The sequence below is a fragment of the Klebsiella variicola genome (assembly GCF_000828055.2).
Lineage (GTDB): Bacteria > Pseudomonadota > Gammaproteobacteria > Enterobacterales > Enterobacteriaceae > Klebsiella > Klebsiella variicola.
The window spans coordinates 1,173,211-1,199,943 of sequence record NZ_CP010523.2; the positions used below are offsets into that span (position 1 = coordinate 1,173,211).

Sequence of the window (26,733 nt, forward strand, 5' to 3'; positions counted from 1 at the left end):
CGGCTATGAAATCTGTTTTTCGTCTACTTCCTGTTCTCTTTCTGCTGGCGCTGAGTGGTTACCTCCCCGGCGTGCGGGCTGAAACCTGCCGCGCGAATATCGGCCAGACCACGGTCAATATTCCCAATATCAAATATTTACCCACGCTGCCGGTCAATACCCAGATGACCAGCGCGATGGCGGATAACGGCAGCGGGATCCCCTTTTCCTGCGACCTGCAGCTGCCGACGGCGAGCGCCAAACGCATCGTCTATAAGCAACTGAAAACCGGCGGCTCGCCGGTGGTGATTAACGGACAGCACGTCTACCCCAGCGCCATCGACGGCATCGGTTACTCGCTCAGCTTTCAGTGCGCGGGCGGCCCGATGCGCGCTATCGACGGCAGCCACTCCGCAGGCGGCGAGTCGGTGGTGGTGTGCGACAGCGCAATGCTTCCGGCGCTGATGACGCAGCAGCAAACCACGGTCAGGATCGCGGTGACCTTCTATAAAACCGGGACGGTGCAGCTGGCGGACGGGACGCACACCAACTCGCCGTCGCTGCCGCAGGTGGGGGAGATGACCATTGAGCAGCAGGCCAGCGGGAGCGCCAGCTATGTCGCCAGCGCGCCGGTCAGTATCGATATGGCGGCCCTGAACGTGGACATCGGCAGCAGCGGCAGCTGTCAGGTAGCGACGTCGACGATCCAGGTCACTCTGGGCACGGTAAACCGGGCGGAGTTTCACGGTAAAGGGAGCACCGGCGGCCAGGCGAAGCGCTTTTCGATCCCGGTGTTCTGCCCGTCGCCGACCGACGTGCGCATCGGCTTTTTCGGCGTCAGCGTGGAGAGCGATACCCTGGCCCTGAGCAAGGCCAGCAACAGCGCCAGCGGCGTCGGCGTGAAGCTGACCTACGGTAATAACCCCGGCGCGGCGGTCTCTGATGGCACCAGCGTTAAGATCAATGAGGCCAGCAACTTGCCGATCCTGAAAAGGGTGACCGGCACAAACGCCGGTACCGCCGAGGCGATCAATTTTAACGCCCAGTATGTGCAAACTGACGCCACGGTGGGGGCGGGCACGGCCAACAGCATGGTGACCTTCGCCCTGGAGTATAACTAGCCTGACGCTGGCGCATGGGCATTCTGCAGGGGGATGGGCACCACCGCGCCGTAGTCGTCGATATAGTTCAGCTGGTACAGGCGAGTGCTGTCGGTGGTCATCACGGTATGGCTGCTGTATGGCCGGAGCATCACGTTTCTCATCGGCGAGAGGTGGCCTTTATTATCGATCAGCGTCCCGTTGACCAGGGTGATATGCAGTGGGCCTGAGTTGGTAAAGCGCAGGTGATTCCCGCTCTGCTGCCACTGCAGCTTTTGCACCTCTCTGGCGAGGGTGGTGGTGATGGCGGGCGGACGATAAAAGAGCTTCAGGCGGGTACGGACGACAAATTGCAGCGTATGCGTGCCGACGGCTGCGGGAGGCGTCTCCTGGATATTGACCCAGTACACGCTTTCCCGATCGCCGGGCAGCCCGCCGCCGAGATAGATAAAGCGCAGCTGGGCGGATTGTTGCGGCGATAAATAGACCTGCGGCGGCGTCGCCACTATCGGCAGGCCGACGCGCGAGGTATTGAGTCCGGCGTCCAGCCAGATCTGCACTTTATAAGGCGTGCTGCTGCGATTGTGAATGTTCAGGCTGGCGACCTTTTCTTTCCCGGAATAGACCACCCGCGTGGCATTAATGGTGATCCCGGCGCAGGCCTGAAAGGTCACTGCGCAGAGCAGAACCGCCAGTTGTGTTTTCATGAGGACTCCCTTGACGTCTCATCCCTGACCGGGAAGCTATTCCTGCATAATGGTAAATCGGGCCGTCGCATTGCCGTCGCCGGGATCGGCGTGGGTTTTGTCCCAGGTGTAATAGAAGGCGTTCAGCCTGAAGGTTCCGGAGCCGCCGTCCACCGGGATCTCTATGCGGGGATCGTGTTGCGGATCAAGGCGTTCATCGAGGCTGAGCGGGGTGCCCGTGCGGTCAGTGAGCAGAATACCTACCTTGCTGGCCGGCTTACCGCTGCCGTCGAGCGCCAGCACGCGGTTTTCAGGTGTGTCGGCAGGCGAGGGGCCGTCAACCACAATGTAGTAAGTGCCTTTCTCACAATCTTTAACGCGAATGTCGATGCCGACCGCCGGCCCGGTCCCAGACTGACTGTTTTTCAGTCTCGACAGCGGAATAGCGCCCATACTGACGTCGATGACCCCGCTGTCGTTCACCCCTTCGAGCTTGCAGGAGGCGTTCACGACCTTGCCGATGAAATTCAGCTTGCCCTCTGCCGCGAGTGCAGGGACAGCGGCCAGCCCGGCAAAGACCGTCGCCAGACACAGCGTGATTATTTTCATTTTCTTTCCTTCTCTATTGCCCGTAAAGCTGGCGCCAGGGCCGTTATTTTGATGAGTCTTATTTACGCCAGGTATGTTTTTTATTAATTCATCTGACTGACAAATTTATTAATACCAGGAAATAAACTGGCTTGTTATTTAGGGGCTGCTTTTGTCGGGATAGTAGCGTGGGGGAATTGCGACGTAAATAAGACGGTTATTAACGCGAGTTGAATGCCAAATATCGCTCGATAAAATAAATTGCTATTTTAATTCAATGCATTAGAAATAGCTTATTGCTCTTTTTTGCCAGGTGTTCGAACCCACTTCATGGTGGAAAATACGATCGTTCACGTAAGGCTACGCCCGGCAGATGAGGGATCATTCACCGGAGGGGGCTGTTTTTTATCGCCAGATTTGCGATCGGCAACCGTGCTGCCGGGTTGTATGTCACGATGATTAAAAATAGGATGAATGCCCTGGCGTATGCTGCGGATGGTGTGGACTGATAAGCGGCCGATCACCCCGGCGCGAAAAATCGATAACGATAAGGATGGCGAGATGAAACTGACGGTGGGGCTGGCGCTGACGCTGGCGATAATGACCTGCGGCGCCCAGGCGCGCGATATGCAAACCATCGAGCACAGCGGTGAGCTGAAAGTGGGCGTGCCGGGCGATTACGCCCCGCTGGCGTTTCGCAATGCCGCCGGCGAGCTGCAGGGCTATGACGTGGACATGGCCCGCGATCTCGGGCGCACGCTGGGGCTGAAGGTGAGCTTCGTCTACACCAGCTGGCCAGCGCTCGCCGCCGATCTGCGGGCGGACAAGTTTGATATTGCGATGGGCGGCGTGACGCAGACTCCGGCGCGGGCGAAGGGCTTCGCCCTCAGCCACCCGGTAGTGGCGAACGGTAAAATCGCCTTAGCCAACTGCCAGGCCGCCCCGCGGCTCGGCTCGCTGGCGAAGATTGACCGCCCGGAGGTGAAGGTGGTCGTCAACCCTGGCGGCACAAACCAGAGCTTTGTCGATGAGCATATCAAGCAGGCGCAGATCATTCGCGTACAGAACAACGTCGACAATCTGGAGGCGCTGCGGCAGAAAACAGCCGATATGATGGTGACAGACCTGATCGAAGGCGACTATTACCAAAGCAAAGAGCCCGGCGTGTTCTGCGTTGCTAACGAAACACCGTTCGCCGGCACCGCCAGCGACAAGGTGTATATGATGAATAAGGATAACCCGGCGCTGCTGGAGAAAGTGAACCAGTGGCTGGATAGCCAGGACAAAGAGGTTCTCAAACGGAAGTGGAAAATTCGCGGTTAACGCGGCGGCGCGCCACCGCCGGCAGACGCGTCCGGCGGTGGTTATCGTCCACGGTTAGCGCTGCGGCGACAGGGGCTGTCGCGCGAGGCCGCGGAAGTAGCAGGCGTAGCCGAGGGTGGCGGTCAGGCACAGCATATAGCCAAACGACTCGCTGCCTTCCTCGACCGTGTTTTTCACCACCCGGGCGTAGTTCTCATCCAGCACGGCGTACCACAGGCCGTGCATGCCGAACAGCCGCGAGAAGACCAGAATCGCCAGCAGGCCGCTGATCATCATCCCGTAATAGGGCGTGCGGGTATACTCCGCCAGTTGCGACAGGGTCTGACGCAGATGGCGCAGCGGCGCCAGCAGCGACCCTACGGTGGCCAGCAGGGCAAACCACACCCAGCTGCCGTGGGAGAGCAAATCAAACAGGCCATCCAGTTCACGGATCAGCATGGCGAGGAAGAAGCCGCCGATGAGGATATTGCTATAGCGCAGGTGGGTATATTTTCGCGCCAGCAGGAAGTGAACCAGTACGATGACGGCCAGCACGCTCTCCTGCACCACTTCGGTGAGCGACACCTCCGGGATGTCGTTGCCAAACACCCGAATATCCACCCATAGACAGAGTACCGCGAGGGCGGCTGCGACCGCCGCGCCGAGAAAGAATAGCAAGCATCGTAACAGAGACATTAACACCACAACTTATACTTAAAAGAAATATCATAAGTTTTGGGAATGCATGTTCCTGCTCACTTTGTGCGACTTTGCCGCGTTTTTTTAACATTTTGCGCGGTTTAGCGCCGGCGAAGGCGACAGGGGAGGGTGACTCCCCTGAATGAGGTGGGCGTCAGAGAATATCATCCACCACGCCGCCGTCGACGCGCAGTGCGGCACCGGAGGTGGCCGATGCCTGCGGCGAGCAGACGTAGACCACCATATTGGCGACCTCTTCCACCGAGGCCGCCCGCTGGATCACCGAGCTCGGACGATGGGTCATGACAAACGCTTTCGCCAGTTCCTCCAGCGACTTGCCGGTTTTCGCCACGTCGTCTTTCAGCATCTCGGCAAAGCCGTCGGAAATCGTCGGCCCTGGCAGTACGCTGTTAACGGTCACTCCGCTGCCGGCGACATATTTCGCCAGGCCGCGGGCCAGCGACAGCTGCGCGGTCTTGGTCACGCCATAATGGATCATGTCCGCCGGGATATTGCGCGCCGATTCTGAGGAGATAAACACCACCCGCCCCCAGCCTTTACTGACCATCGCCGGGAGCAGCCCCCGTGACAGGCGTACGCCGGACATGACGTTGGTCTGCCAGTAGTTGTCCCATGTCGCGTCGTCGGTGGCGTAGAAATCCTGCGGGCCATAGATCCCGGCGTTATTGACCAGAATATCGACGCCGGTCACCGCCCGCAGCAGCTGGGCTGCGCCGTCGGCGTCGCTGAGGTCGGCGATGGCGGGTCGCGCCTTCGCGCCCGACACCTCATTTTGCAGACGAGCGATGGCGGCGTTCACGCTCTGCTCGCTGCGCCCGTTAATGATGATCTCTGCGCCGCTCTCCGCCAGGCCTTTGGCGATGGCGAAGCCAATACCCGCCGTGGAGGCGGTGACCAGCGCGACTTTCCCCGATAAATCAATCTTCATGTTCCTGCCTTCTGGTTGTGGATCTCCCATTAAGCGTAGCAGCGGCAGTATGGCTGGGGATCAGTAACCGGCGTGCTTATTGACCAGGTTCTTCAGCGGCAGCCCGCGGCGCTGGCGCTGAATGTTCTCCAGCAACTGGCGGGCGATCACCTCGGCAGGGGCCGCAGAGGCCATATGCGGGGTGATGACCACCTGCGGATGGCGCCACAGCGGATCGTCCGCCGGCAATGGCTCCTGCGGGAAGACGTCGAGCACCGCCCCGGCGAGCTGGCCGCTCTCCAGCGCCGCCAGCACATCGTCATTGACCATATGCTCCCCGCGGCCGCAATTGATCAACACCGCCCCGGCGGGTAGCCGGTTGAACAGCGGCGCGGCGAGGATACCTCGGGTCTGCGCGGTGAGCGGCAGGAGGTTAATCAGCCCGTCAAGCGACCCAAGAAAGTGGTCGAGCGCCTCCTCGCCGCGATAGCAGGTGACACCAGCCAGCTGCTTTTCACTGCGCGACCAGCCGGAGACACGATAGCCGAGGCGGGCCAGCTGGTCAGCGATATAGCCGCCAATTTCGCCGAGACCCATAATGCCGATATGGAAGTCGGCGGCGGCGCGCTGGGGATAGAGCTTCCAGGTTTGGGTTCGCTGGTGGGCCAGCGCCCGGTCGAAATGGCGCTGAAACCACAGGACGCTCCACAGAGCATATTCGAACATGCCGTGGCGAAAATCTTCATCGATCACCCGGCACAGCGGGATCTCGCTGGCGAACAGCGCGGGCGGCAGATGATCGACCCCGGCGGACGCGGCCTGGATCAGCTTCAGCCCCGGCGAGCGGCTCAGCAGCTGCGGGTCCGGGAACCAGCAGCTGGCGTACTGGGCGTCGCGCGCCGCCTGGTGATGGGGCAGAAGCGCCGTGACGTCGGGAAACTGCTGCAGGGCGGCGCAAATATCGCGGGCGAAATCCGCGTCGTTACAATCCACAACGATAGTGATAACAGACATAGGCGTTAGTCTTTGTAAGAGGTATCGAGACGGTCAAGACGGCGCAGCCACGCCTGCCAGACCTGTTGACGTTCATGCTCCACGCCCATCAGCTGCTCGCAGGCGTGCTGGCTGAGGTGCGGAGCGATGGTGTGGATCGGGCTGAGGGCCGCCAGCTGGGCGGTGGCCATCTGGATCTCGCAGGCGCGGTTCAGGTAGTACATGATATAAAAGGCGTCAGCCACGGTGCGGCCCACCGACAGCAGGCCGTGGCTCTGCAGGATCATGGCGATATTATTCCCCAGCGAGCGCTGGATGCGCGCCCGTTCGTCGAGGTCAAAGGCCACCCCTTCATAGGGATGGTAGCCGACGCGCTGGTAAAACTCGGTGCTGATCTGGTTAAGCTGCAGCAGGCCGTCCTCGCAGGCGGCCACCGCCATTCCCGGCAGCGTATGGGTGTGGATCACGCAGTGGGCGTCTTCCCGGGCCATATGCACCGCGCTGTGGATGGTAAAGCCCGCCGAGTTAGCTGGCGCGTCGCCCTCTACGACCTTGCCCTGCATATCCACCACGATCAGGTTGCTGGCGGTGACTTCGTCAAACATCATGCCGAAGGGGTTAATTAAAAAACGCGGCTCGCCATCGCCGGGCAGGCGCACGGAGAAGTGGGTGTAGAGGGTATCCTCCCAGCCGAACAGCGCCGCCAGCCGGTAGGCGGCGGCCAACTGCTGGCGCAGGTGTTGCTCAGTTGCCATTTAGCGTACTCCCATAAATTCACGGATTCGTTGCAGAGAAGGGGCCTCCAGCGGGCTGCGGATCACCTGCGGGGCGATATCGGCCTGCACCACGCCGTTCTCCATCAGCACCACGCGGTCGGAAATCGACAGGGCGAAGTCCATCTCGTGAGTGACAATCAGCATGGTCATGCCTTCGCGGGCCAGCGACTGAATGACCTTCAACACTTCGCCTACCAGCTCCGGATCCAGCGCCGAGGTTGGCTCGTCAAACAGCATAATGTCCGGCTTCAGCGCCAGCGCCCGGGCGATCGCCACGCGCTGCTGCTGGCCGCCTGAGAGCTGCCAGGGGTATTTGTGGGCATGGGCCAGCAGGCCGACGCGGTCGAGCAGCGCCAGGGCCTGCTCGCGGGCGACCGGCTGGTCAAGCAGCTGGTGATAGCGCGGGGCCAGCATCACGTTGTCGAGCACCGTGCGGTGGGGGAACAGGTTGAAGCTCTGGAAGACCATGCCGATGCGCCGCACCCCGGCGCGCATCTGGCGTTTGTCGACGATGGCTCCGCCCTTCAGATAGTCCTCGCCGTAGAGAATGATCTCCCCGCCATCAAGGCTTTCGAGGGCGTTGATGGTGCGGATCAGGGTGGTTTTGCCGGAGCCGGACGGGCCGATGATGCTGATCACCTCCCCGTTCTCCACCTGCAGATCGATGCCTTTCAGCACCTCATGCTGACCCCAGGATTTGCGGATGCCCCGCAGATCGAGCGCTGGCGGCGCGCCGTTGACGGCCGGCGTTTTGATCTCCTCCGTCAGCGCCGGCAGGCTCTGGCGCAGCGCCTGGCATTCCGCCTCGCTGAGGGTTTGCGGACGCTTGCGCTGAATATCGAGACGATTTTCCAGCGCCCGGAACAGCCAGGTGAAGACGGTAACCACCATCACGTAGTACACCGCCACCGCCAGCAGGGTCTCCATCACGAGGAAATTTTGCGCATACAAGCGCTGGCCGGTGAGCAGCAGCTCGGGTAAGGAGACCACCGACAGAATCGAGCTCAGCTTAATGATGGTGATGTATTCATTGATCAGCGTCGGCAGCGAGATGCGAAACGCCTGAGGAATAACAATCAGCCGCTGGATGCCGATAAAGCTGAAGCTCAGCGCATGGCCCGCCTCGCTCTGCCCCTTGGCCACCGACAGCAGGCCGCCGCGGTGGATCTCCGCCATATAGGCCGCTTCGGTGACGGTCATCGACACCAGCCCGGCGATAAACGGCACCCCGAGTAGCGGCTGGGTCACCGGAAACAGCTGCGGCAGGTTGTAGACAAACACCAGCAGCACCATCAGCGGCACGCTGCGAAAAAACCAGATATAGAGTTCGACGGGGATCTTGACCCAGCGCGGCGCGGAGAGCTTCGCGCAGGCTAACAGAAAACCGACCACCAGGCCGATCCCCCAGGACAAGGTGCTGACCACGATCACGGTCACGCACGCCTGCCAGAATGCTCCAATGCTAAACAGTGAAAAAAAGTATCCCCAATCGAACGCCATACCGACTCCTGTTGCGCAGTGCTTATTGTCTTAATCGATGCTTTCTAAGTTGTATTTTTTGATCAGCGCGGCATATTGGCCGTTGGCTTTCAGCGCGGCCAGGGTAGCCTTAATCGCCTCCGCCAGCTCGGTGTTGCCTTTGGCGACGTAGATCCCCAACGGCAGCGGGTAGACCAGGCGCGTAGAGCTTATCCCCAGGCGGCCGCGGCTCTTGTCGACGATGATCTGCGCCGCCGGGGCAATCTCAAGCTGGGCGCCGATGTTCTTCGACAGCAGCGCCTGCGAGGCTTCCGGCGCCGTCGGGAACTCCTGAATGGTGATGGCCGGTTTGCCGTTTTTCAGGCACCACTCATCGGAGTGTTTTTTCAGGCTGGTCACCCAGGTGGTGCCTGCCTGCAGGCCGACCTTCACGCCGCACAGCTCATCTTCGGTTTTCGGCTGCACCGCGCCGCCCTTCAGGGCGATGATCGACGCGCCGGAGAGGGCGTAAGGGATGGCGTCGGCCTGTTTCTGGCGTTCCGGCGTCACGTACATCCCGGAGATCACCGCATCATATTTCTTGCCGATGCCGAGGATCAGGCTGGTGAACTTGGTGTCGATCAGCTGCGGTTTGGCCTGCAGATGTTGGGCGATCAGCGCGGCGAAATCCGGGTCGAGACCGACGATGTTGTTATTGCTGTCATAGGACTCAAACGGCGGGTAGGTGACCTCCATCCCCACCTTAAAGACGCCCTCGGTCAGCAGTTCCGCCGCCTGGGTGACAGGGGAAAAACAGGCGCTGACGGCGAGGGTAAGCGCGACACGGCGCGAGATTTTTTTCAGGGTGCTAGTCATCATGGTTCCTCACGGGTGGTTAGGGGTTTTTTTGCTGTGCCTGTTTTTTCAAATGGCCAAAGGTATTGGTGCCGCGCGCGCGCTCCGGTAGCTGAAGTTCACCGCGATTGACCTTCTCGCGCAGGTAGCGATAGGTTTGCAGCGCCTGGCTCCACATATGCTCCCCGATGCTGAGCGCCTGATATTCACCGGCTTCGCCGGCGGCGAGGAAGGTCGGCAGCGGGCGGATCAGCGTGTGGTAATCGCAGGCGAAAAACAGCGGGAAGGAGTACCGCTCCTGCGGCACTTTGCGCACCCGGTGGGCTGTAGCAACAAATGTGCCAGCGCTGAGCACTTCCAGCATGTCGCCGATATTGATCACGAACGCCTCTTCTCCGGCGGCGTTCTTGACGGGAGGTGCATCGATCCACACGCTTTCTTCATTGAGGACTTCAAGGCCGGGCTGGTCGGCGAGCAGCAGGGTGAAGCACTCATAGTCGGTGTGTGCACCAATTCCGGGAACATCTTCGACGCTGGCGTCGAACGGGTAATGGATCAGCCGCAGCTTGGCCGGCGGGCAGGTCACCATCGGTTTGAAATACCCTTCCGGCAGGCCGAGCGCGAGGGCGAAAGCGTCGAACAGACGGTGGCCGAGGGCGAAGACTGCGTCGTAGTAGGCCAGCACCCGCGCGCGGAAATCCGGCAGATCGGGCCACTCATTGGCGCCGATCAGCGGCGTGCCGGCGAGCACCAGCGGATGGTCATCCGCTGCCTGGAAGCCGATATCGAAAGCCTCTTTATGGTCCGGCTTGCCGGAGCCGTAGATCTCTTCTCCTTCCGGAACGTAGCCCTTATGGCTTTTGGAGTGGCCGATGTAATAGTTCATCTTCTCCTCCATCGGCAGGGCGAAGATCTGCTTCGCCGCCTCGCGGACGCCGGCGATCAGCGCCGGGTCGATGCCGTGGCCAGTGATGTAGAAAAAGCCCACCTCGCGCGCCGCGCGGCCGATGGCGTCGGCCACCGCCTGGCGCCTGGCGAGATCGTCGCCGGCCAGATCGCGGATATCGATGGTCGGGAGTTCAGTAAAAGCGTGCTTCACGGCGGTCATGGCTGCGGTTCCTGTTCAGTGAGCGTTAAAAACTGCTGAAAGTGGGCCTGCTGGCGCGCGGCCATCCAGGCGTTGAGCGACCAGAGGTCGGCCACCGGAACGTTGGTGAACGGCAGATGGTGCAGATAGCCGTCGGCGCCAAACTCCGGGGTCAGCGTGGTCTGCGGGTAGCCGCGCTGGCGCTGTGAATGCCAGACCTGCTGCCAGAAGCGCTCGGCAAAAGCCAGCGCCGGCTGATACTCCGGCGCCGCCGGGTGCGGCACCTGCGGCCCCTGGTCGTAGCCCACCCGGGCCTGCACGTGATGCACGCGGTCGATAAAGGCGCTGAAGTCATCGCAGGGGTCATCCAGCAGGCGCTCGCTGACCACCACCCAGTGGCTGATGTCGGCGGTAAAGCGCAACTGGGGGAGCTGCTGAATAATCTCCAGCGTGAGCCACGGGCTGTACAGCGAGGTGGCGCGATGGGTTTCAAAGCTGCAGGTCAAACCAAACCCGGCGGCCAGCTCGTGCGCCTTGCCGAGAAAATCGACCTGCTGCGCCAGCGGCCAGCGATCGTTGCCCGCCAGCAGATTGACAAAGCGCGGGTTGAGGCTGCTGGCCTCGGCGAAGCGGGTCTGCAGGCGCGCCAGATGCTGCTCCGGCGTTTCATGCTGGGCGGGGAGCACTCCGCCGCCGCTGAAAAGAATGGCGATATACTCCAGCCCCGACGCCTGCAGGCGGTCGGCGAGCTCCCGCCGTTCGGCCACCGTTAACGGCACGCGGGCTTCGATACCGCAGCAGCCGACGCGCTGCAGCTCATCCAGCGTTTGCGACCAGGGGGTGGTGACTCCCCAGAGGGTGCGAAAGCATTTCAGCTCCATGGCGGCTTCCTCAGGCGTACTTCACGCCGGGCAGGACGCAGAGCATCTCGTACAGCAGGTTGGCCGCCAGCTGGGAGGTATTACCACTCACGTCGTAGGGGGGCGAGACCTCGACCAGATCGGCGCCAATCAGGTTCAGGCCGCGGCAGCCGCGGACGATCTCCAGCGCCTGAATGGAGGTCAGGCCGCCGACTTCCGGCGTCCCGGTTCCCGGGGCCCAGATGGGATCGAGGCTGTCGATATCAAAGCTGAGATACACCGGCCCGTCGCCCATCTGCTGGCGGACTTCGGCCATCAGTGGCGCCAGCGAGGTATGCCAGCACTGCTCCGCCTGCACCAGGCGAAAGCCCTGGTCAACGCCCCACTGGAAGTCGCCGGCGGCATAGCCCTGGGCGCGCTGGCCAATCTGCACCACCCGTTTGAGGTCGAGCAGTCCCTCCTCAACGGCGCGGCGGAAGGTGGTGCCGTGGGCGATTTTCTCTCCGAACATCTCATCATTGGTATCGGTATGGGCGTCGACGTGGATGAGCCCCACCGGACCATGTTTTTTGGTCAGCGCCCGCAGGATCGGCAGGGTAATGGTGTGGTCCCCGCCGAGGGTTAGCGGGATCAGCGGATAACTATTCAAACCGGTGTAGTAATCTTCGATAATTTGCACCGATTTGAGCAGGCTGTAGGTATTGATCGGCACATCGCCGATGTCGGCCACCGACAGCGAGTCGAACGGCGCGGCGCCGGTTGCCATATTGTACGGACGGATCATCACCGATTCGGCGCGAATATAGCGCGGTCCGTAGCGCGTACCTGAGCGCTGCGAGGTGCCGATATCCAGCGGAATGCCGACAAATGCCGCATCAAGTCCCTGTAAATCTTCGATAAACGGCAGGCGCATCATTGTGGCGCGGCCGGCGAAGCGTGGCATCTCATTGCCACCCTGCGGTTGGTGAAAGAGGTTATCCATGTCTGCTCCTGAATCTGACGGATGAAACGTAACAGGAGAGATAGTGCGCAACCCGCGCTGGACTTTACATCGTCTGACGTAAATACTCAGTTCATTTATTGGTGAACTAAATACGATGCATCACGACGCCAGCCTTAATATTCGACAGCTGCAGGTTTTCGAGGCGGTGGCCCGCCTGGAGAGCTATAGCCGGGCCCAGCAGGAGCTGGGCATTTCGGTCTCCGCCATCAGCAATGCCATGTCGCAGCTGGAGGGACAGCTTGGCTTTACCCTCTGCCAGCGCGGGCGCGGCGGCTTTTCTCTGACTGAGAAAGGTCAGCAGTTTTTACAGCAGGCGATCCGCGTGCTGAGCGAACTCAATGAGCTGGAGCGGCAGTCGGCGTTGCTCAAAGGGGAGCACAGCGGCACCCTGTGCATCTCGACGCTCGACTCCATCGAGACCGAAACGGCGCTTTCGCTGCCGGTGGTTCTGCGCAGCTTCAGCGACAAATTTCCCCATGTGCATATCAAACTGATTATCCGCACCCCGGCGGAGCAACTGAACGGCGTGCTGAACAACCATATCGACCTGGCCATCGGCAGCTACAACTCGCAGGTGCATAACATCATCAGCGAGCCGCTGTACCGCGAACAGCACTGGCTCTACTGCAGCGATCTGCACCCGATGTTCTTCAGCCGTCAGCTGGATAAAGAGCAGATCAGCCAGTGCCCGCTGGTGACCCGCAGCTACTGGAACACCAGCGACCTGCGCCGCCGGGGCTTCAGCAAAGGCAGCGCCACCGTCGAGACCGTCGACGCCCAGCTGCTGCTGATCCTCTCGGGGAAATATATTGGCTATCTGCCGGAGCATTACGCCTGGCCGTGGATCAAAGAGAACCGCCTGCGGGTGCTGCTGCCCAACGAGTTTGGCTTTCAGTCACCGTTCTCGGCTATCTGTAAGCGCGGGCGCAGCAATGAGCCCTACCTGAAAGCGTTCCGCGACCTGTTGAAGAAAAACACGGTGGCGCGGCCGAAGTGGAATTACTGAGTGGGGTAGGGGCTTCCCTCCGCCGCGGTGGTGGCTCTGGCGCTCAGCGCGCAGCCCGGCGGTGGCATTTCTCCTGTTTAAAAAACGAACAGCAGCCGGTAGCCCGCCCGGGCTGCGGCTGCCAGGCAACTGCCTCCAGGTTATCCACAGGGTTAGGCGCCGCTGGTGTGGACAGGTCGCCGGGCAGCGCAGTCGTTAGCGATTCGCTTTAATGGTTTTTTCCGCAATCGCGATGGTGGAGAGTTTGTGCAGGCAGATCAGCGCCAGACAAATCCCGCAGGATCCGCTGCCGTTATGGCAGCGGATAGTTGGCGAACGGGGAGAGAATGATGTCTCCTGAACCGCCCGTCAACGGCTGACCCGTGCCAGATTTCAACCAGTAATAAATCCTCGGGTGCCGTTACGCTTCTCCTATACTCATACGAGCATGCCGGAACGCCTGCCCAGACGAAGTTTGCCCGCCTCAAACGAGAGGGCGACACGCGCCATCTTTGTCGAGGGATATCATCCGCGGCCGCCGGGTCGCTTTGCAGCCTGAAGCAATACCACTTGTCAGCCTCATTTCACAAGGACAGCTCAACGTCATGTTGCGTACTGCGGCCTATATCAATATCGCCGCACGGTCATCGCTTTTCGAGGATTATTGTCATGGTTAAATTGCTGTTGCAGGGCTCATCCGGCCCGGAGGTTGTCCAGTTACGCGAGCGTCTGGCGAAAACGCTGGGGGCGGATGCGAAGATGTTTGCATTGCCGTCGAATAGCGACACGTTCGATGCCACGCTCGCCTCGGCGGTCCGACACTGGCAGTCGAATATCGGCATCATCGCCGATGGCGTCGTCGGTCCCTATTGCCAGAGCCTGTTGGCGCTTATCAAGCTGCCTGCGTTTGCGCTGCGGGCAGATGAGGTGCAGCATTTATTCCCCGCCACCAAACCATCCAATGTGCTGCGCTATCTGCCGTACGTCGCGGCAGCGTTAACCAGCGAAGGACTCACGACGATCCCGTTGATCCTGGCCGCCCTGGGGACCATCCGCGCGGAGACCGAAGGCTTCGTGCCGATTTCCGAATATCCCTCGCAGTTCAACATGCTGCCAGGGCTGCCGGCGTTCAGCGCCTACGACGCAGGGACCGACAAAGGCAAGAATCTTGGTAACATCAACCCTGGCGATGGCGCCAGGTTTCGCGGACGTGGTTTCGTACAGCTTACGGGGCGGTCGAACTACCAGAAATATGCTTCCCGCATAGGTGTGGACATTATCGGCTCTCCCGATTTAGCTAATGCACCCGAGGTGGCGGCGGTACTGTTGGCGATGTTCCTCGGCGATCGTCGAGAGGCGTTAACCGCGGCCCTGACAGCCACGCCCCCCGACTATCGGAAAGCGCGCAGGCTGGTGAATGGCGGGGCGCACGGGCTGGATAGTTTCAAAAAAGTCTTCACGCTTGCAGCGGTCTTGCCAGCGGTTATGCAGCAGACCAGCCAGATTCAGGGCGCGGGAGCTGGCAGAGGGGCCAGACAGCAGGCGGGCGCCGCCGCGATCGCGGCCCCGGCAGAGGGACCGGTTCTCAATGCGTCGAAGGATCCGCTTGATCTGCGCGATCGTACCTATACGCCGCCGCCGGTGAGCCTACCGGACCGCTTTCCGGTTGATAAGGATATCGCCACGCTACTGACCGTCTACACCCAGGCGCAGCTGATCCTCGATCAGGGGCGGGAAGGCGCCTGCACGGGTTTTGGCTTAGCCTGCGTGGTGAACTATTTGCGCTGGCGTAAAGCTGGTTTCCCGAAAAAACTCGATTCAGTGAGCCCCCGCATGCTTTACAACTTTGCCCGGCGATACGACGAATACGCCGGGGAAGATTATGACGGTTCGAGCTGCCGTGGTGCGCTTAAAGGGTGGTTCCATCACGGCGTGTGTCTGGAGTCTGACTGGCCTTACCGGGAGCAGGAAAATATCCCGCCGCAATACGGATACGCAGAGCGCGCGGTGAATACGACGCTGGGGGTCTACTATCGTATTGATATCAAAAATATTACCGATATGCAGGCCGCCATCCATGACGTGGGGGCTATCTACGTTTCCGCCTTTACCCATGAGGGCTGGCAGACGGTCCCGACAGCGAAAAAGGCGCCCACCAATCATGACTCGCTGGCGGTCATCGCGTTCAATGGCAAGCCTACTAAAACGGGCGGTCATGCGTTTGCTCTGGTTGGGTTTAACCGCGACGGGTTTATCGTACAAAACTCCTGGGGTACAGAGTGGGGATGCGGTGGCTTCGCGGTACTGAGTTATGCCGACTGGCTGACCAACGCGATGGATGCCTGGGTGGCGGCGCTGGGCGTGCCCGGCGTGGTGCCAGGGCAGCTTGCAACGGGTTCGCCAGCCCTTGCCACACAGGCCGCCGCGGGTAATCACCCGCAGTGGTGGGACGAAACCACGGCCTATCAGCACAGTATTGTTATCGGCAACGATGGTCGGGTGGACCGCTACCTGACCCAGGACGAGATGACGCGTACGCTGATGTATCAGGGATGCGTATTGCCCGATCGTTGGTTTCGCTTACAACACGCAGAGACTAAACGCTTAGTAATTTATGCGCATGGCGGGCTCAACAATGAGGCGGGGTCGATTGCGCGGGCGCGGGCGATGGGACGTTATTTCACTGGCAACGATTGCTATCCACTCTTTCTGGTGTGGAAAACAGGGATCCTGGAGTCCATTGGCGATATCTTCTCCGACCATTTTCGCCGTGAACCCTCGCGCGCGGGTGGCGTGCGTGAGGCATTGACTGAGGCTTCCGATCTGCTGATTGAGGAAACTATTGGTCGGCCGGCCGCGAAGCCTCTGTGGAGCGAAATGAAGGAGAACGCTGAATTTAGTTGCGTTTCAGGACGCGCAGGCGATCTGCTGGTGACGGCCCTGCAAAAGTTAGTGGAAACCTGGGGGAAAGCGCTTGAAATTCATATAATTGGTCACTCGGCGGGCAGTATTATTCTCGGCCATTTCGTCGATCTGTTGTCATCCCGCGGCCTGGGTGACGCTCTCAAGTCTGCGCATCTCTATGCGCCGGCATGTACGGTACAGTTTGCCAACCGACACTATGCCCCGCATGAATTGCTGATGAAACGTATGTATCTCCATATCTTGTCCGATCGCATTGAACGAGCCGACAATGTGGCAGCTATTTATCGCAAGTCGCTCCTCTATTTCGTCTCCAACGCGTTAGAAGGGGATCGGCGAACACCGCTGCTGGGAATGGACAAGATACACGATAAAAACTACTCAGGTTGGGACGGTTCGTCGAGCACCGGGGAAGCATTGCGTAACTGGCGTCATGCTGCGGCTGAGGCGGGGCTGGAAAAGCGCGGCCGAACCAACATCATTGATATCGATAAGGTCCGTGGCGGCCCAGGCGTGATGATCGATGCTTCCCACGGCAGTTTCGATAACAACATTGACGTGATCAGCCTGACCCTGCAACGCATTGTTGAGAATAACCAGCTGAACGTACCGGTGGATGATCTTCGCGGTTTTTAGATGGCACGGTATGTGGTTGCCGGGTTTGTCATCCGGCAGCCTTTGCCCGTGAAATCAGAAAATTTACTTCGCAGGCTAACCGCAGATTGCTTCAAAAAAATTCCCGTATTTGTTATATTGTTGTTCATTGATTATTCACCTCTGCGGTGCCAAAAAGAACAAGATTCACCGCAACCCAGGACAATACCATGTTAGATTACCGCTTCCCGACAGCTTTGCAGATGGTTCTCAGCGTAGCAATGGCGGAGCAGATGGGTGAACGTTCGACGAGTGCGATTCTGGCCTACGGCCTGGAAGCGAACCCGAGCTTTATCCGTAAACTAATGGTTCCGCTTACTCGTGACGGCATCATCGTCTCCACGCTTGGCCGCAACGGCTCTATTCATCTTGGCCGCCCGGCGGACAAGATCACCCTGCGTGATATCTATCTTTCGGTTATTGAAGATAAAAAGCTGTGGGCGTCGCGTCCTGAAGTTCCGGCTCGCTGCGTGGTCAGCGCCAACGCCTGTTGGTACTTCAAATCGATTGCCGATGAAGCAGAGCAGGCTTCGCTAAACGTCCTTGCTCGTCACACCGTGGCCAGCGCGCTGGAGGCGGTCAAAAATGGCGATAGCAGCGGCTGCGACCCGGTGCCGGAAATGATCGCCCGCTTTAAAAAAGCGCATTAATCATTTTCTGGTGACGAAAAAAAACCGCCTTCAAATGTGAAGGCGGTTTTTTGTTATCTGCTGCAGGCTAGGCGGGCAGATCCTCCTGGACCGGCTTCCTGCGGGTCACCAGTTTCCGCAGCGTCACGTAAAACACCGGCGTCAGGAACAGACCAAACAGCGTCACGCCCAGCATCCCGGAGAACACCGTGATCCCGGTGACACCGCGGACTTCCGCTCCTGCACCGTGGCCGAGGATCAGCGGAATGGTCCCGGCGATAAAGGCGATGGAGGTCATCACGATCGGGCGCAGACGCAGGCGGCATGCCTCCAGCGCCGCTTCCATGATGCCTTTCCCCTGGATCTCCAGCTCGCGGGCAAACTCGACGATCAGAATGGCGTTTTTACAGGCCAGGCCCATCAGGACCACCAGACCCACCTGCACGAAGACGTTGTTATCGCCCCCGGTCAGCCAGACGCCAAACAGCGCGGAGAGCATCGTCATCGGTACGATAAGGATCACCGCCAGCGGCAGGGTCCAGCTTTCATACAGAGCGGCCAGCACGAGGAACGCCAGCAGCACCGCCACCGGGAAGACGATCAGAGCCGTGTTGCCCTGGGTGGCCTGCTGGAAGCTGAGATCCGTCCACTCAATATTCATCCCATTCGGCAGGATCTGCTTCGACAGCTCCTCCAGATGCGTCATCGCCTGTGAAGAAGAGAGGACCCGCGGATCGGCATCGCCAATCAGGTCCGCCGCTGGATAACCGTTGTAGCGGATCACCGGATCCGGCCCGTAGGTGGTACTGATATTCACCATACTGCCGATCGGCACCATTTCGCCCTGATTATTGCGGGTGCGCAGATTAGCAATATCTTCCACGCTCTCGCGGAATGGCCCATCGGCCTGGGCCATCACGCGCCAGGTACGCCCGAACTGGTTAAAGTCATTGACATAAGACGAGCCGAGATAGGTCTGCAGCGTGCCGAACAGATCGGTTAGCGACACCCCCTGCGCTTTCGCCTTATCGCGATCGACCTGCACGTCCAGCTGCGGCACGTTAGCCTGGTAAGTCGAGATCGGGAAGTGCATCCCTGGCGTCTGCATAATCGCCCCGGACATCGCATTCACCGCGCTTTGCAGCGCGCCATAGCCCAGCCCACCGCGATCCTGGATGTACAGGGAGTAGCCGGAACCCTGACCCAGTCCTAAAATCGGCGGCGGCAGGATGGAGAAGCCAAAGCCCTGCTGGATTTGCGCGATTTTGGCGTTGATCTCCGCATTAATTTCCGCCGCCGTGTGTTTGCGCTGGTCGAACGGTTTCAGGCCAAAAAAGACCGTCCCGGTATTCGGCGTGTTGGTGAACTGCAGCGCATTAAGCCCCGGGAAAGCGACCGCATAATCGACCCCTTCGGTATTCATCCCGATCTCGCTCATTTTGCGGATCACCGCGTCGGTGCGCGCCAGCGACGACCCTTCCGGCATCTTCACGCCGCCAATGAGATACAGCTTATCCTGGGTGGGAATAAACCCGCCGGGGACGACTTTAAACATCACCCCAGCGGCGCAGAGCAGCAGCAGATACACCACAAACACCGCGCCACGGCGTCCGAGGGTTTTGCTCACCAGTCCCTGATAGCCGTTCGAGCTGCGCAGGAAAAAGCGGTTAAACGGACGGAAAATCCAGCCAAACAGACGATCGATCAGCCGGGTAGGGAGGTCTTTCTTCGCACCGTGCGGCTTTAACAGCAGGGCCGCCAGCGCCGGGGAGAGCGTCAGCGAGTTGATGGCCGAGATCACCGTCGAGATGGCGATGGTCACCGCAAACTGTTTGTAGAACTGGCCGGTGACCCCGGAGAGAAACGCCATCGGCACGAACACCGCACACAGCACCAGCGCAATGGCGATAATCGGCCCGGAGACCTCACGCATCGCCTGATGCGCCGCGGCAAGCGGCGCAAGCCCCTCTTCGATATTACGCTCAACGTTCTCCACCACCACGATGGCGTCGTCCACCACGATACCGATAGCCAGTACCAGCCCGAACAGGCTCAGGGTATTCAGCGAGAAGCCCAGCAGATAGAGAATGCTGAAGGTACCCACCACCGATACCGGCACGGCGATCAATGGGATAATCGACGCGCGCCAGGTCTGCAGGAACAGGATCACCACCAGCACCACCAGCACCACTGCTTCCAGCAGCGTCTGCACCACCGCGCGGATGGAGTCGCGCACGAAAACCGTCGGGTCGTACGGCGCCGCCCATTTCATATCTTCCGGGAAGCGGGTGGCCAGCTCGGCCATTTTGGCGCGTACCGCGTTCGACAGATCGATGGCGTTAGCCCCCGGCGACTGGAAGATACCGATCCCGACCGCATCCTTATTGTTGAGCTGGGAACGCAGCGCATAGCTGCCGGAACCCATCTCGATGCGCGCCACGTCGCGCAGGCGGACCAGCGAGCCGTCCTGCGCCGTTTTCAGAATGATATTGCCAAACTCTTCTTCGGTATGCAGACGGCCCTGGGCGTTAATGGAGATCAGGAAATCGCTCTCCTGCGGCAGCGGCTCGGCGCCAAGCTGTCCGGCAGACACCTGGACGTTTTGCTCCTGCATCGCCGTCACCACATCCGAGGCTGTCAGACCGCGGGCCGCGACCTTATTGGGATCCAGCCAGACGCGCATCGCATATTCACCGGAGCCAAAAATCTGGATCTGGCCGACGCCGGGCAGGCGCGCCAGCTCATCCTTCACTTTCAGCGTGGCGTAGTTGCGCATATACAGCGAGTCGTACTTACCGTTTGGCGAAAACAGATGCACCACCAGGGTCAGCGTCGGAGACTGTTTCTGGGTGGTGATGCCCAGACGGCGTACATCCTCCGGCAGACGCGCTTCCGCCTGCGCGACCCGGTTCTGCACCTGAACCTGCGCCTGATCCGGGTCGGTACCCGGGCGGAAGGTGACGGTGGTGACCAGCACGCCGTCGGAGCCAGCGACCGATTTCATGTACATCATGTTTTCAACGCCGTTGATCGCTTCCTCCAGCGGCGTCGCCACGGTCTCGGCAATCACTTTCGGGTTGGCGCCGGGATACTCCGCGCGCACCTGGACGCTCGGCGGGACGACGTCCGGATATTCGCTCACCGGCAGCAGCGGGATAGCGATTAACCCGGTGATAAAAATTAAAATCGACAGCACCGCGGCGAAAATCGGCCTGTCGATAAAAAAGCGGGAAAAGTCCATGTGTTGGATTCTCTGATTAGGGATCAGTTGAGGGCGGCGCTGGTGGTCATGGCAACGGTTTTGGCATTCACCGGCATACCCGGCATAAACACTTTTTGTAACCCGTCGACGATGACGCTATCCCCAGGGTTCAGCCCCTTCTGAACGATGCGTAAACCGTCTGCCAGACGCCCCGGGGTAATATCGCGTCGCTGTGCTTTACCATCTTTATCAACGATATAGACGTATTTACGGTCCTGATCGGTCAGTACCGCTTTGTCGTCGATCAGCGTAGCCTGGAACTCCGCGCTGCCCGGCAGACGCACGCGGGCAAACAGCCCCGGTGTGAACAGACGCTGCGAGTTATCCAGCAGCGCGCGCATGCGGATGGTGCCGGTACTCGGCGTTAACTGATTATCAAGAAAATCCACTTTGCCCTGATGGGGGTAACCCTCCTCGCCAACCAGGCCAATCTCCACCGGGAGCGCCTGATTATCGCTGGACGCCCCTTGCCCACGGCGGGCGAGGTTTTGATAGTGGAGGTAGGTTGACTCGTCGACGTCAAAGTAGACGTACACCGTCTTCTGCGAGACCAGAGTGGTGAGCACGCTGGCGGTGTCGCCCGCGGTGACCAGGTTACCGCTGGTGATCAGCGCCCGGCTGGCGCGGCCGTCAATAGGGGCGGTCACTTTGGTGAAGTCGAGGTTAAGCTGCGCGGCATCCACCGCCGCCTGCGCGGCGCGAATATCAGCCTGCGCCTGAACCGCGGCTGACCGGCGCTGCTCCCACTCTTCACGGGAGACAAGATTGGTATGGACTAATTTATCGGTGCGGTTCGCCTCGCTTTGCGCCAGGCTGGCCTGCGTTTTGGCTCTCGCCAGCGTCGCCTGCGCCTGCTCCAGCGCGGCGCGATAGGTTCTGTCATCTATCGTGAACAGCACCTGGCCCTTTTTCACCTCCTGACCGTCGGTGTAATTCACTTTATCAATGTATCCCGAGACGCGAGGGCGAAGCTGAACGCTCTCCACCGCTTCAATGCGACCGTTAAAACTATCCCACTGACTGATCGACTTCACCAGCACCTTAGCGGCGCTGACCGTCGGGGCGGGAGGCGCGGCGTTTTGCGCGACGCTGTTGTCGCAGCCGACGAGCAGAAAGGAGAGCATCATCGCGCCGAGCGCGGTCAGGTGAATGTTTCCCCAGGTTTTTTGCAGGCTCATTATTTTTATTCCGGTAATTGTAGCCGCCGGGCAAGACGCAGCGTGAGAGGCCGCGCCACTTCCTTTGTCCGGGCTGGCTTAAGGCCATTTGTGTCGATCATCGCCACAAAACTGTAACAATTTCGAATACACTATCGCGGCGATTGTAGGAAGGCGCTTAACTAAGTGCAAGAATAATTGTTGCACTTTATGTGCGGTCCAGGGGGGAGACAAAAACCGCGATCCCGGCGTGGATTTAAATGTAACAATAAAACTTGCATTTTGTGTAAAAACAGGCCACCTTTAAATGCAACTGACAAAGATGCTTTTAACCGGCTGCGCGGAGGTAACATGATGAACACTGGCGCCATCATTCAGGATCTGATCGACTGGATCGACAACCATCTTGATAGCCGTCTGGATATTGACACCGTTGCCCGACGATCCGGCTATTCGAAGTGGCACCTGCAGCGGATCTTCAAAGAACATACCGGGCAGCCCCTCGGAGAATATATTCGGGCGCAAAAGCTGCAAAAGTCGGTCGAACGCTTAGCCCACAGCAACGAGCCGATCCTCAACGTGGCGATCGCCCTCGGCTTTGACTCCCAGCAGTCCTTCAACCGCAGCTTCAAGCGCCAGTATGGCCAGGCGCCCGGCGTCTGGCGCCGGAGTATCAGCCGCTCTGCAGGGCAGGCATCTCGTCAGTGATCTTCATGACCGGGGAGGATCAGTCCTGACCCGGTCCATGATCAAATTTGCTGCCTTTGCCGATGGCATAGAACTGCCCGCCTGCGACATAGTGAACGGTCCGCAGCTCGTCCGGCGCATCATCAAAAATCCAGTGTCCGTTACGGAATACCCGATCATCGCTCCAGGCGGCGACGATATCGCCCATAAACAGATTGTGCTGTTGCTGAATGTCCGGGTAGGGCATCACTTTGCACACCAGCCAGCCCGCGCAGCCTGCCACGAGGGGGATGTCGAACCCCGGCTGATAAATGAAGGGGATGGAGTCATTTTTATCCGGCGCGTCGGCATAGCTGCGCCCGCCAGCGTAGAGGACGGTTGCCATCTGGCTGACTACGGGGATCTGCACCACGAAATAGCCGCTCTTTTCCACCAGCTGACGAGTGAAGGCCTGGGGGCCGATATAGGCCACCACTTTTCGCTCGCCTGCCAGCCCAACCCAGGCGGCTGACATGACATTTTCGACGCCATCATATTTTGCGGAAATCATGGTGGTGGACCCGACCTGCAATAAACGATAGGCCTTACTTAATTCGACAGGCTGAACGGACATGGTTTTTCCTTTATGCGTGTTATTTAACGTTATGATTCTCTGGATATTTATTGAGGGCATGGCCATTTTTGGCCCCTCACGCGATACCCATAGCGCAACGATACGCCAGGCTATTAAGCGCAAAAAGGTGCGTAAATTGTTTTCATTATTCATAATTAACGAATAATCATGCCGTCTGTCGGTAAGTTGCTTGCTTCAGGAGAGAAAGAAGGTGGATCGTATCCAGGCTATGCAGATGTTTATGCGCGTCGCGGAGGCAGGGAGCTTCGTGCGCGCCGCGGAAACCCTTTCCCTGCCTGCCTCCACTGTCACCAGTACCATTAAAAACCTTGAGCAATACCTGAAGGTGCGGCTGCTGAACCGGACCACAAGGCGCGTGAGTCTCACTCCGGAAGGGCTGCAGTATCTGGCGCAGTGCCGGGAAATTCTCGCCCTCATCGAACATAGCGAATCCAGCCTCAGCGAGTCTGTCGCGCGGCCTCAGGGGCGCCTGCGGGTTGATATGCCCGCGGGCATCGCGCATTTCATCGTCATGCCGCATCTGCCGGACTTTTACCGGCGCTATCCCGATATCTACCTGATGATCGGCGTCAGCGATCGGCAGGTCGATCTGATTCAGGAAGGTGTCGACTGCGTGATACGCATGGGAGAGCTGAACAACTCCAGCCTGGTGGCCCGCCCTCTGGGCCGCTTTCGCTGGGTAACCTGCGCGTCGCCGGACTATCTCAGGGAATATGGCGTGCCGTCGTCACCGGAGGCGCTCTCTAAGCACCGGGCGGTGCATTATTTCTCCGGCCAGGCGAGACGGGCCGATGAGTTCCGCTTTGTTCGCCACGGGGAGACCTTTTCTGTACCCGTCAGCGGCAACGCCGCGGTGAATGAAACGGGGCTCTATATAAAAATGTGCCTGGCGGGCTTCGGGCTGGCGCAGCTGGCGGAGAATATCGTTGCTGACCACCTGCAGGAGGGGAGACTGGTGGAAGTGCTGACGGACTGGCAGCCGCCCCCGGTACCCGTCACATTGCTCTATCCGCACCAGCGCTTTCTCTCTCCCGCTGTGCGGGCGTTTGCTGAGTGGATGAGCGAGGTGGTCTGAGGGAGGTATTGCTTGCATTTAGCGCTTCGCGATGGAGCGTAGGGTTCCAGCAGAAATATCTGGTCTGCTGATGAATCGCTCGATATTCTGTAATGCTTTGTCTTTTTTGTGAACAGGAAAAAGTATGCTTAATACGCTACCCGATTTACACAGAAGTTTTGCAGAGCAACTGAAGCTTAAATTACAGTCTGATTCGCGGATCCACTCCCTTCTCGCTGGCGGCTCGTTTATCCATGGCGGGTTTGATCAATACTCCGATCTGGATTTCGTGGTGGTGGTCGACCCTCTCTATTATGACGAAATCATGGCTCAGCGTATGGCGTTCGCCGGAACGCTCGGCCATCTGCTACATGCTTTCACCGGGGAACACGTCGGTGAGCCTCGCCTGCTGATCTGCCTGTTTGGCCCGGAACTTCTGCATGTCGATCTGAAATTTATCACTCTGGACATGCTCACTCAGCGCGTTGAAGAGCCTGCCGTGTTATTTACCCGAGATAACGATGCTCTAGAGCGACAACTGGCAAAATTTAGCGCGCACTGGCCGGATATGACGCCGGAGTGGTTTGAGTCCCGAGCCTGGATCTGGCTGCATTATGCCGTGGTTAAACTGGGCAGGGGGGAACTCTTCGAAGCGATGGGGATGCTGTCTTTCTTCCGGGAACAAGTGCTGGGGCCGATGCTGTTCCGTCGCGCCAATCTACCGCAACGCGGTGTTCGCCGAATAGAAGCCCTCGGCATTGATCCCGATGGCCTGCTGACTTCCACCCTGGCAACGCACGATCGTCACTCCGTCGGGATTGCCATTCGAAGGGCTGCTGACGCTTATGTCACTCTGCGGGCTGATGCGTTGCCTGACAATATCGCAGACGATGCAGCGCGTCGGGCGGTCCTTGCCATGCTGGACGTGTATTCTGCCAAGGGGTAAATCTATCTCTCCGGCCGCGGACGCGGCCGGAGGGTGAAAGGGTTGTGCGAGTGTCGTGGGAGGTCTAATTCTGAGAGGGGGGGTTGGCGGGTAATTGGTAGCGCGAAAACAACAGGGCTTTTCGTTGGGCCTATCAATGGGCCTAAAAGGTTCGGATTTAATGAGTTCTCTTCGGACTTCGCGGGATAAATTCAAGGCACAAAAAAGCCCGCAGGGCTTGCGCCGTGCGGGCTTTCAGGACTTCATCGGATGACTCTGGTAATCACCGATGGAGAATTTTGGTGGAGCTGGCGGGAGTTGAACCCGCGTCCGAAATTCCTACATACCATCCTTTCTATAACAAAAACAGTATATTGTGACTAAAAACAGTTGGTTAGTGTTATGTTGTGCTTGTCTGTTTTATACTATTTTAATGCTTTGCCGCCAAAATGTCGCCATATCTAGCCATATCTACATAGCGTTTACCATTTAAAATCAGCAAAGGAACATCGGGTGAAATTATTTGTTGTATTTTAAAATCAGGACTTAATTGATTAAGCTCAATGGGTCTTCCCCATACGGAAAACAATTTTTTAGTTTTGGTAAATACATGTGCACCAACCATCGTGAATTGATTTACGGCGTCAATAATTCCTACAGAAATATTCTCTAAAGCTTCAAGTATTTTATACATCTCATTCATAGAAGAGACGTATGTGATTAATTTTGAATTGCCGTATTCTATTGAAAAAGATTTTTGATAAGTTGGGTATATTATTTCAAGGTGATTGCAAATATTAATTGCCTCCATCTCTAACTCATACCATAGTTTTAATAAAATACTTGCATCATCCAGTTTTACATGTGCTATTTTATTAGTGTTTTTATGTAGTTCATTAAGTGTTCTGTTTATTTTTACCCATGACTTGAGGATTAACGCAGTGTAATTTTTATCTGCATCATATTCTGCCCCATTTATAGGATCACAATTGGGATATAATTTTTTATACAAAGATAGGGGGTAAGTAATTTTAAAAGTTTTTGACTCCTCAGCTAATCTACCATTGATTTGTAAGATGTTTGTTGTTAGCTTTGTTTCAGGTAAGGATTTAAGGTAATCAGTTTGGAATTTAGCATGAGCGTAATATCCGTCAGTCTTATTTTTCTTTTCAGATTCAGAGATTTGTTTCTCTGTTTGGATTGTGCGGTGGAGGTTGTTTATAATGGAGGCAAACGGAACCGCAGAAGCTAGTACTAATAACGGTAATTTTGATATTTCTAGGAATCGACTATAGCCATGACTTGTCAGGCTAAATGAGTGCCATTTACCTACCCAAATTAAAGCACCTAAAAAAATACATGTAGCCAAAGGAACACCAATTGAAACCCAGAAAATAGGTTGTTCTAAAAGACTTTTATGATTAATCTTGTAGTATCTTTTTTTTATAAAGATACAACATAAAAATATAAGTAGTGAAAAGTATATAATGCTAATGATGTATTTTTCCAT

23 protein-coding genes are annotated in these 26,733 nt (G+C 58.2%); 8 read left to right on the forward strand and 15 right to left on the reverse strand.

The annotated features are described in order from the left end of the window. Positions 1-5 precede the first annotated feature (5 nt). On the forward strand, positions 6-1,100 hold the full coding sequence (locus SP68_RS05625) for a fimbrial protein (protein WP_008806119.1): 1,095 nt from the start codon (positions 6-8) through the stop codon (positions 1,098-1,100). Here SP68_RS05625 and SP68_RS05630 read toward each other — a convergent pair. Then, positions 1,097-1,786: a fimbrial biogenesis chaperone gene (locus SP68_RS05630; protein WP_022065765.1), complete on the reverse strand. Its 690-nt coding sequence runs from the start codon at positions 1,784-1,786 to the stop codon at positions 1,097-1,099. The genes SP68_RS05625 and SP68_RS05630 overlap by 4 nt on opposite strands. Positions 1,787-1,822: 36 nt before the next feature. Beyond that, a complete protein-coding gene (locus tag SP68_RS05635) occupies positions 1,823-2,374 on the reverse strand; it encodes a fimbrial protein (RefSeq protein WP_040968812.1) in 552 nt (183 codons plus the stop codon). 465 nt (positions 2,375-2,839) lie between these two features. Here SP68_RS05635 and SP68_RS05640 point away from each other — a divergent pair, with 465 nt between their 5' ends. Further along, on the forward strand, positions 2,840-3,676 hold the full coding sequence (locus SP68_RS05640) for a transporter substrate-binding domain-containing protein (protein WP_050597284.1): 837 nt from the start codon (positions 2,840-2,842) through the stop codon (positions 3,674-3,676). Positions 3,677-3,730: 54 nt separating this feature from the next. On the opposite strand, the gene SP68_RS05645 is transcribed toward SP68_RS05640, so the two are convergent. The 9 genes from SP68_RS05645 to speB form a co-directional block, all read right to left on the reverse strand. Continuing rightward, positions 3,731-4,351 (reverse strand): hypothetical protein, encoded by a 621-nt coding sequence (locus SP68_RS05645; protein ID WP_040968811.1) that lies wholly within the window; start codon positions 4,349-4,351, stop codon positions 3,731-3,733. 157 nt (positions 4,352-4,508) lie between these two features. Continuing rightward, a complete protein-coding gene (locus tag SP68_RS05650) occupies positions 4,509-5,303 on the reverse strand; it encodes an SDR family NAD(P)-dependent oxidoreductase (protein ID WP_008806114.1) in 795 nt (264 codons plus the stop codon). Positions 5,304-5,363: 60 nt separating this feature from the next. Beyond that, positions 5,364-6,296: a 2-hydroxyacid dehydrogenase gene (locus tag SP68_RS05655; RefSeq protein WP_040968810.1), complete on the reverse strand. Its 933-nt coding sequence runs from the start codon at positions 6,294-6,296 to the stop codon at positions 5,364-5,366. A 5-nt stretch (positions 6,297-6,301) separates the two neighbouring features. Continuing rightward, complete coding sequence (locus tag SP68_RS05660) at positions 6,302-7,030, reverse strand: class II aldolase/adducin family protein (protein WP_004899997.1); 729 nt, start codon at positions 7,028-7,030, stop codon at positions 6,302-6,304. Next, positions 7,031-8,551 (reverse strand): amino acid ABC transporter permease/ATP-binding protein, encoded by a 1,521-nt coding sequence (locus SP68_RS05665; RefSeq protein ID WP_008806112.1) that lies wholly within the window; start codon positions 8,549-8,551, stop codon positions 7,031-7,033. A 30-nt stretch (positions 8,552-8,581) separates the two neighbouring features. After that, on the reverse strand, positions 8,582-9,385 hold the full coding sequence (locus SP68_RS05670; RefSeq protein ID WP_004899993.1) for an ABC transporter substrate-binding protein: 804 nt from the start codon (positions 9,383-9,385) through the stop codon (positions 8,582-8,584). A gap of 19 nt (positions 9,386-9,404) precedes the next feature. After that, complete coding sequence (locus SP68_RS05675; protein ID WP_032755320.1) at positions 9,405-10,472, reverse strand: isopenicillin N synthase family dioxygenase; 1,068 nt, start codon at positions 10,470-10,472, stop codon at positions 9,405-9,407. Beyond that, on the reverse strand, positions 10,469-11,332 hold the full coding sequence (locus SP68_RS05680) for a sugar phosphate isomerase/epimerase family protein (RefSeq protein WP_012540818.1): 864 nt from the start codon (positions 11,330-11,332) through the stop codon (positions 10,469-10,471). Before SP68_RS05680 ends, SP68_RS05675 begins: the two co-directional genes overlap by 4 nt. Before the next feature lie 10 nt (positions 11,333-11,342). Beyond that, positions 11,343-12,293 (reverse strand): agmatinase, encoded by a 951-nt coding sequence (speB, locus tag SP68_RS05685; RefSeq protein WP_004145693.1) that lies wholly within the window; start codon positions 12,291-12,293, stop codon positions 11,343-11,345. Between the two features lie 115 nt (positions 12,294-12,408). On the opposite strand from speB, the gene SP68_RS05690 reads away from it, so the two are divergent. The 3 genes from SP68_RS05690 to SP68_RS05700 all read left to right on the forward strand — a co-directional run bounded on the left by SP68_RS05690 (position 12,409) and on the right by SP68_RS05700 (position 17,525). Beyond that, positions 12,409-13,320: a LysR family transcriptional regulator gene (locus SP68_RS05690; protein WP_002914199.1), complete on the forward strand. Its 912-nt coding sequence runs from the start codon at positions 12,409-12,411 to the stop codon at positions 13,318-13,320. Between the two features lie 648 nt (positions 13,321-13,968). Beyond that, positions 13,969-16,857: a C1 family peptidase gene (locus tag SP68_RS05695; RefSeq protein WP_022065760.1), complete on the forward strand. Its 2,889-nt coding sequence runs from the start codon at positions 13,969-13,971 to the stop codon at positions 16,855-16,857. Positions 16,858-17,045: 188 nt separating this feature from the next. Beyond that, positions 17,046-17,525: an efflux pump transcriptional repressor OqxR gene (locus SP68_RS05700; RefSeq protein WP_008806108.1), complete on the forward strand. Its 480-nt coding sequence runs from the start codon at positions 17,046-17,048 to the stop codon at positions 17,523-17,525. Between the two features lie 67 nt (positions 17,526-17,592). On the opposite strand, the gene SP68_RS05705 is transcribed toward SP68_RS05700, so the two are convergent. Both SP68_RS05705 and oqxA read right to left on the reverse strand, forming a co-directional pair. Next, positions 17,593-20,745 carry a multidrug efflux RND transporter permease subunit OqxB9 gene (locus SP68_RS05705; RefSeq protein ID WP_012967412.1) on the reverse strand — a complete coding sequence of 1,051 codons (3,153 nt, stop codon included), beginning with the start codon at positions 20,743-20,745 and terminating at the stop codon, positions 17,593-17,595. A 23-nt stretch (positions 20,746-20,768) separates the two neighbouring features. Then, positions 20,769-21,944: a multidrug efflux RND transporter periplasmic adaptor subunit OqxA gene (oqxA, locus tag SP68_RS05710; protein WP_012967413.1), complete on the reverse strand. Its 1,176-nt coding sequence runs from the start codon at positions 21,942-21,944 to the stop codon at positions 20,769-20,771. A 333-nt stretch (positions 21,945-22,277) separates the two neighbouring features. Here oqxA and SP68_RS05715 point away from each other — a divergent pair, with 333 nt between their 5' ends. Then, positions 22,278-22,631: a helix-turn-helix domain-containing protein gene (locus SP68_RS05715; RefSeq protein WP_048268071.1), complete on the forward strand. Its 354-nt coding sequence runs from the start codon at positions 22,278-22,280 to the stop codon at positions 22,629-22,631. 19 nt (positions 22,632-22,650) lie between these two features. Here the strand turns inward: SP68_RS05715 and SP68_RS05720 are convergent, their stop codons facing one another. Beyond that, positions 22,651-23,223: a flavin reductase family protein gene (locus tag SP68_RS05720; RefSeq protein WP_022065759.1), complete on the reverse strand. Its 573-nt coding sequence runs from the start codon at positions 23,221-23,223 to the stop codon at positions 22,651-22,653. Positions 23,224-23,434: 211 nt separating this feature from the next. Between SP68_RS05720 and SP68_RS05725 the strand changes: the two genes are divergently transcribed. After that, a complete protein-coding gene (locus tag SP68_RS05725; RefSeq protein WP_012967415.1) occupies positions 23,435-24,319 on the forward strand; it encodes a LysR family transcriptional regulator in 885 nt (294 codons plus the stop codon). A 124-nt stretch (positions 24,320-24,443) separates the two neighbouring features. After that, positions 24,444-25,244, forward strand: a complete 801-nt coding sequence (locus SP68_RS05730; RefSeq protein ID WP_012967416.1) for a hypothetical protein — start codon at positions 24,444-24,446, stop codon at positions 25,242-25,244. 409 nt (positions 25,245-25,653) lie between these two features. Here SP68_RS05730 and SP68_RS27710 read toward each other — a convergent pair whose 3' ends face one another. Then, the gene (locus SP68_RS27710) at positions 25,654-26,733 is read right to left on the reverse strand and encodes a hypothetical protein (RefSeq protein ID WP_136071177.1); all 1,080 of its coding nucleotides are present in this window, start codon (positions 26,731-26,733) and stop codon (positions 25,654-25,656) included.

Coding starts and splice junctions, on each gene's coding strand:
- SP68_RS05625 (WP_008806119.1), top strand. CDS start 6: ATGAAATCTGTTTTTCGTCTACTTCCTGTTCTCTTTCTGCTGGCGCTG.
- SP68_RS05630 (WP_022065765.1), bottom strand. CDS start 1,786: ATGAAAACACAACTGGCGGTTCTGCTCTGCGCAGTGACCTTTCAGGCC.
- SP68_RS05635 (WP_040968812.1), bottom strand. CDS start 2,374: ATGAAAATAATCACGCTGTGTCTGGCGACGGTCTTTGCCGGGCTGGCC.
- SP68_RS05640 (WP_050597284.1), top strand. CDS start 2,840: ATGCTGCGGATGGTGTGGACTGATAAGCGGCCGATCACCCCGGCGCGA.
- SP68_RS05645 (WP_040968811.1), bottom strand. CDS start 4,351: ATGTCTCTGTTACGATGCTTGCTATTCTTTCTCGGCGCGGCGGTCGCA.
- SP68_RS05650 (WP_008806114.1), bottom strand. CDS start 5,303: ATGAAGATTGATTTATCGGGGAAAGTCGCGCTGGTCACCGCCTCCACG.
- SP68_RS05655 (WP_040968810.1), bottom strand. CDS start 6,296: ATGTCTGTTATCACTATCGTTGTGGATTGTAACGACGCGGATTTCGCC.
- SP68_RS05660 (WP_004899997.1), bottom strand. CDS start 7,030: ATGGCAACTGAGCAACACCTGCGCCAGCAGTTGGCCGCCGCCTACCGG.
- SP68_RS05665 (WP_008806112.1), bottom strand. CDS start 8,551: ATGGCGTTCGATTGGGGATACTTTTTTTCACTGTTTAGCATTGGAGCA.
- SP68_RS05670 (WP_004899993.1), bottom strand. CDS start 9,385: ATGACTAGCACCCTGAAAAAAATCTCGCGCCGTGTCGCGCTTACCCTC.
- SP68_RS05675 (WP_032755320.1), bottom strand. CDS start 10,472: ATGACCGCCGTGAAGCACGCTTTTACTGAACTCCCGACCATCGATATC.
- SP68_RS05680 (WP_012540818.1), bottom strand. CDS start 11,332: ATGGAGCTGAAATGCTTTCGCACCCTCTGGGGAGTCACCACCCCCTGG.
- speB (WP_004145693.1), bottom strand. CDS start 12,293: ATGGATAACCTCTTTCACCAACCGCAGGGTGGCAATGAGATGCCACGC.
- SP68_RS05690 (WP_002914199.1), top strand. CDS start 12,409: ATGCATCACGACGCCAGCCTTAATATTCGACAGCTGCAGGTTTTCGAG.
- SP68_RS05695 (WP_022065760.1), top strand. CDS start 13,969: ATGGTTAAATTGCTGTTGCAGGGCTCATCCGGCCCGGAGGTTGTCCAG.
- SP68_RS05700 (WP_008806108.1), top strand. CDS start 17,046: ATGTTAGATTACCGCTTCCCGACAGCTTTGCAGATGGTTCTCAGCGTA.
- SP68_RS05705 (WP_012967412.1), bottom strand. CDS start 20,745: ATGGACTTTTCCCGCTTTTTTATCGACAGGCCGATTTTCGCCGCGGTG.
- oqxA (WP_012967413.1), bottom strand. CDS start 21,944: ATGAGCCTGCAAAAAACCTGGGGAAACATTCACCTGACCGCGCTCGGC.
- SP68_RS05715 (WP_048268071.1), top strand. CDS start 22,278: ATGAACACTGGCGCCATCATTCAGGATCTGATCGACTGGATCGACAAC.
- SP68_RS05720 (WP_022065759.1), bottom strand. CDS start 23,223: ATGTCCGTTCAGCCTGTCGAATTAAGTAAGGCCTATCGTTTATTGCAG.
- SP68_RS05730 (WP_012967416.1), top strand. CDS start 24,444: ATGCTTAATACGCTACCCGATTTACACAGAAGTTTTGCAGAGCAACTG.
- SP68_RS27710 (WP_136071177.1), bottom strand. CDS start 26,733: ATGGAAAAATACATCATTAGCATTATATACTTTTCACTACTTATATTT.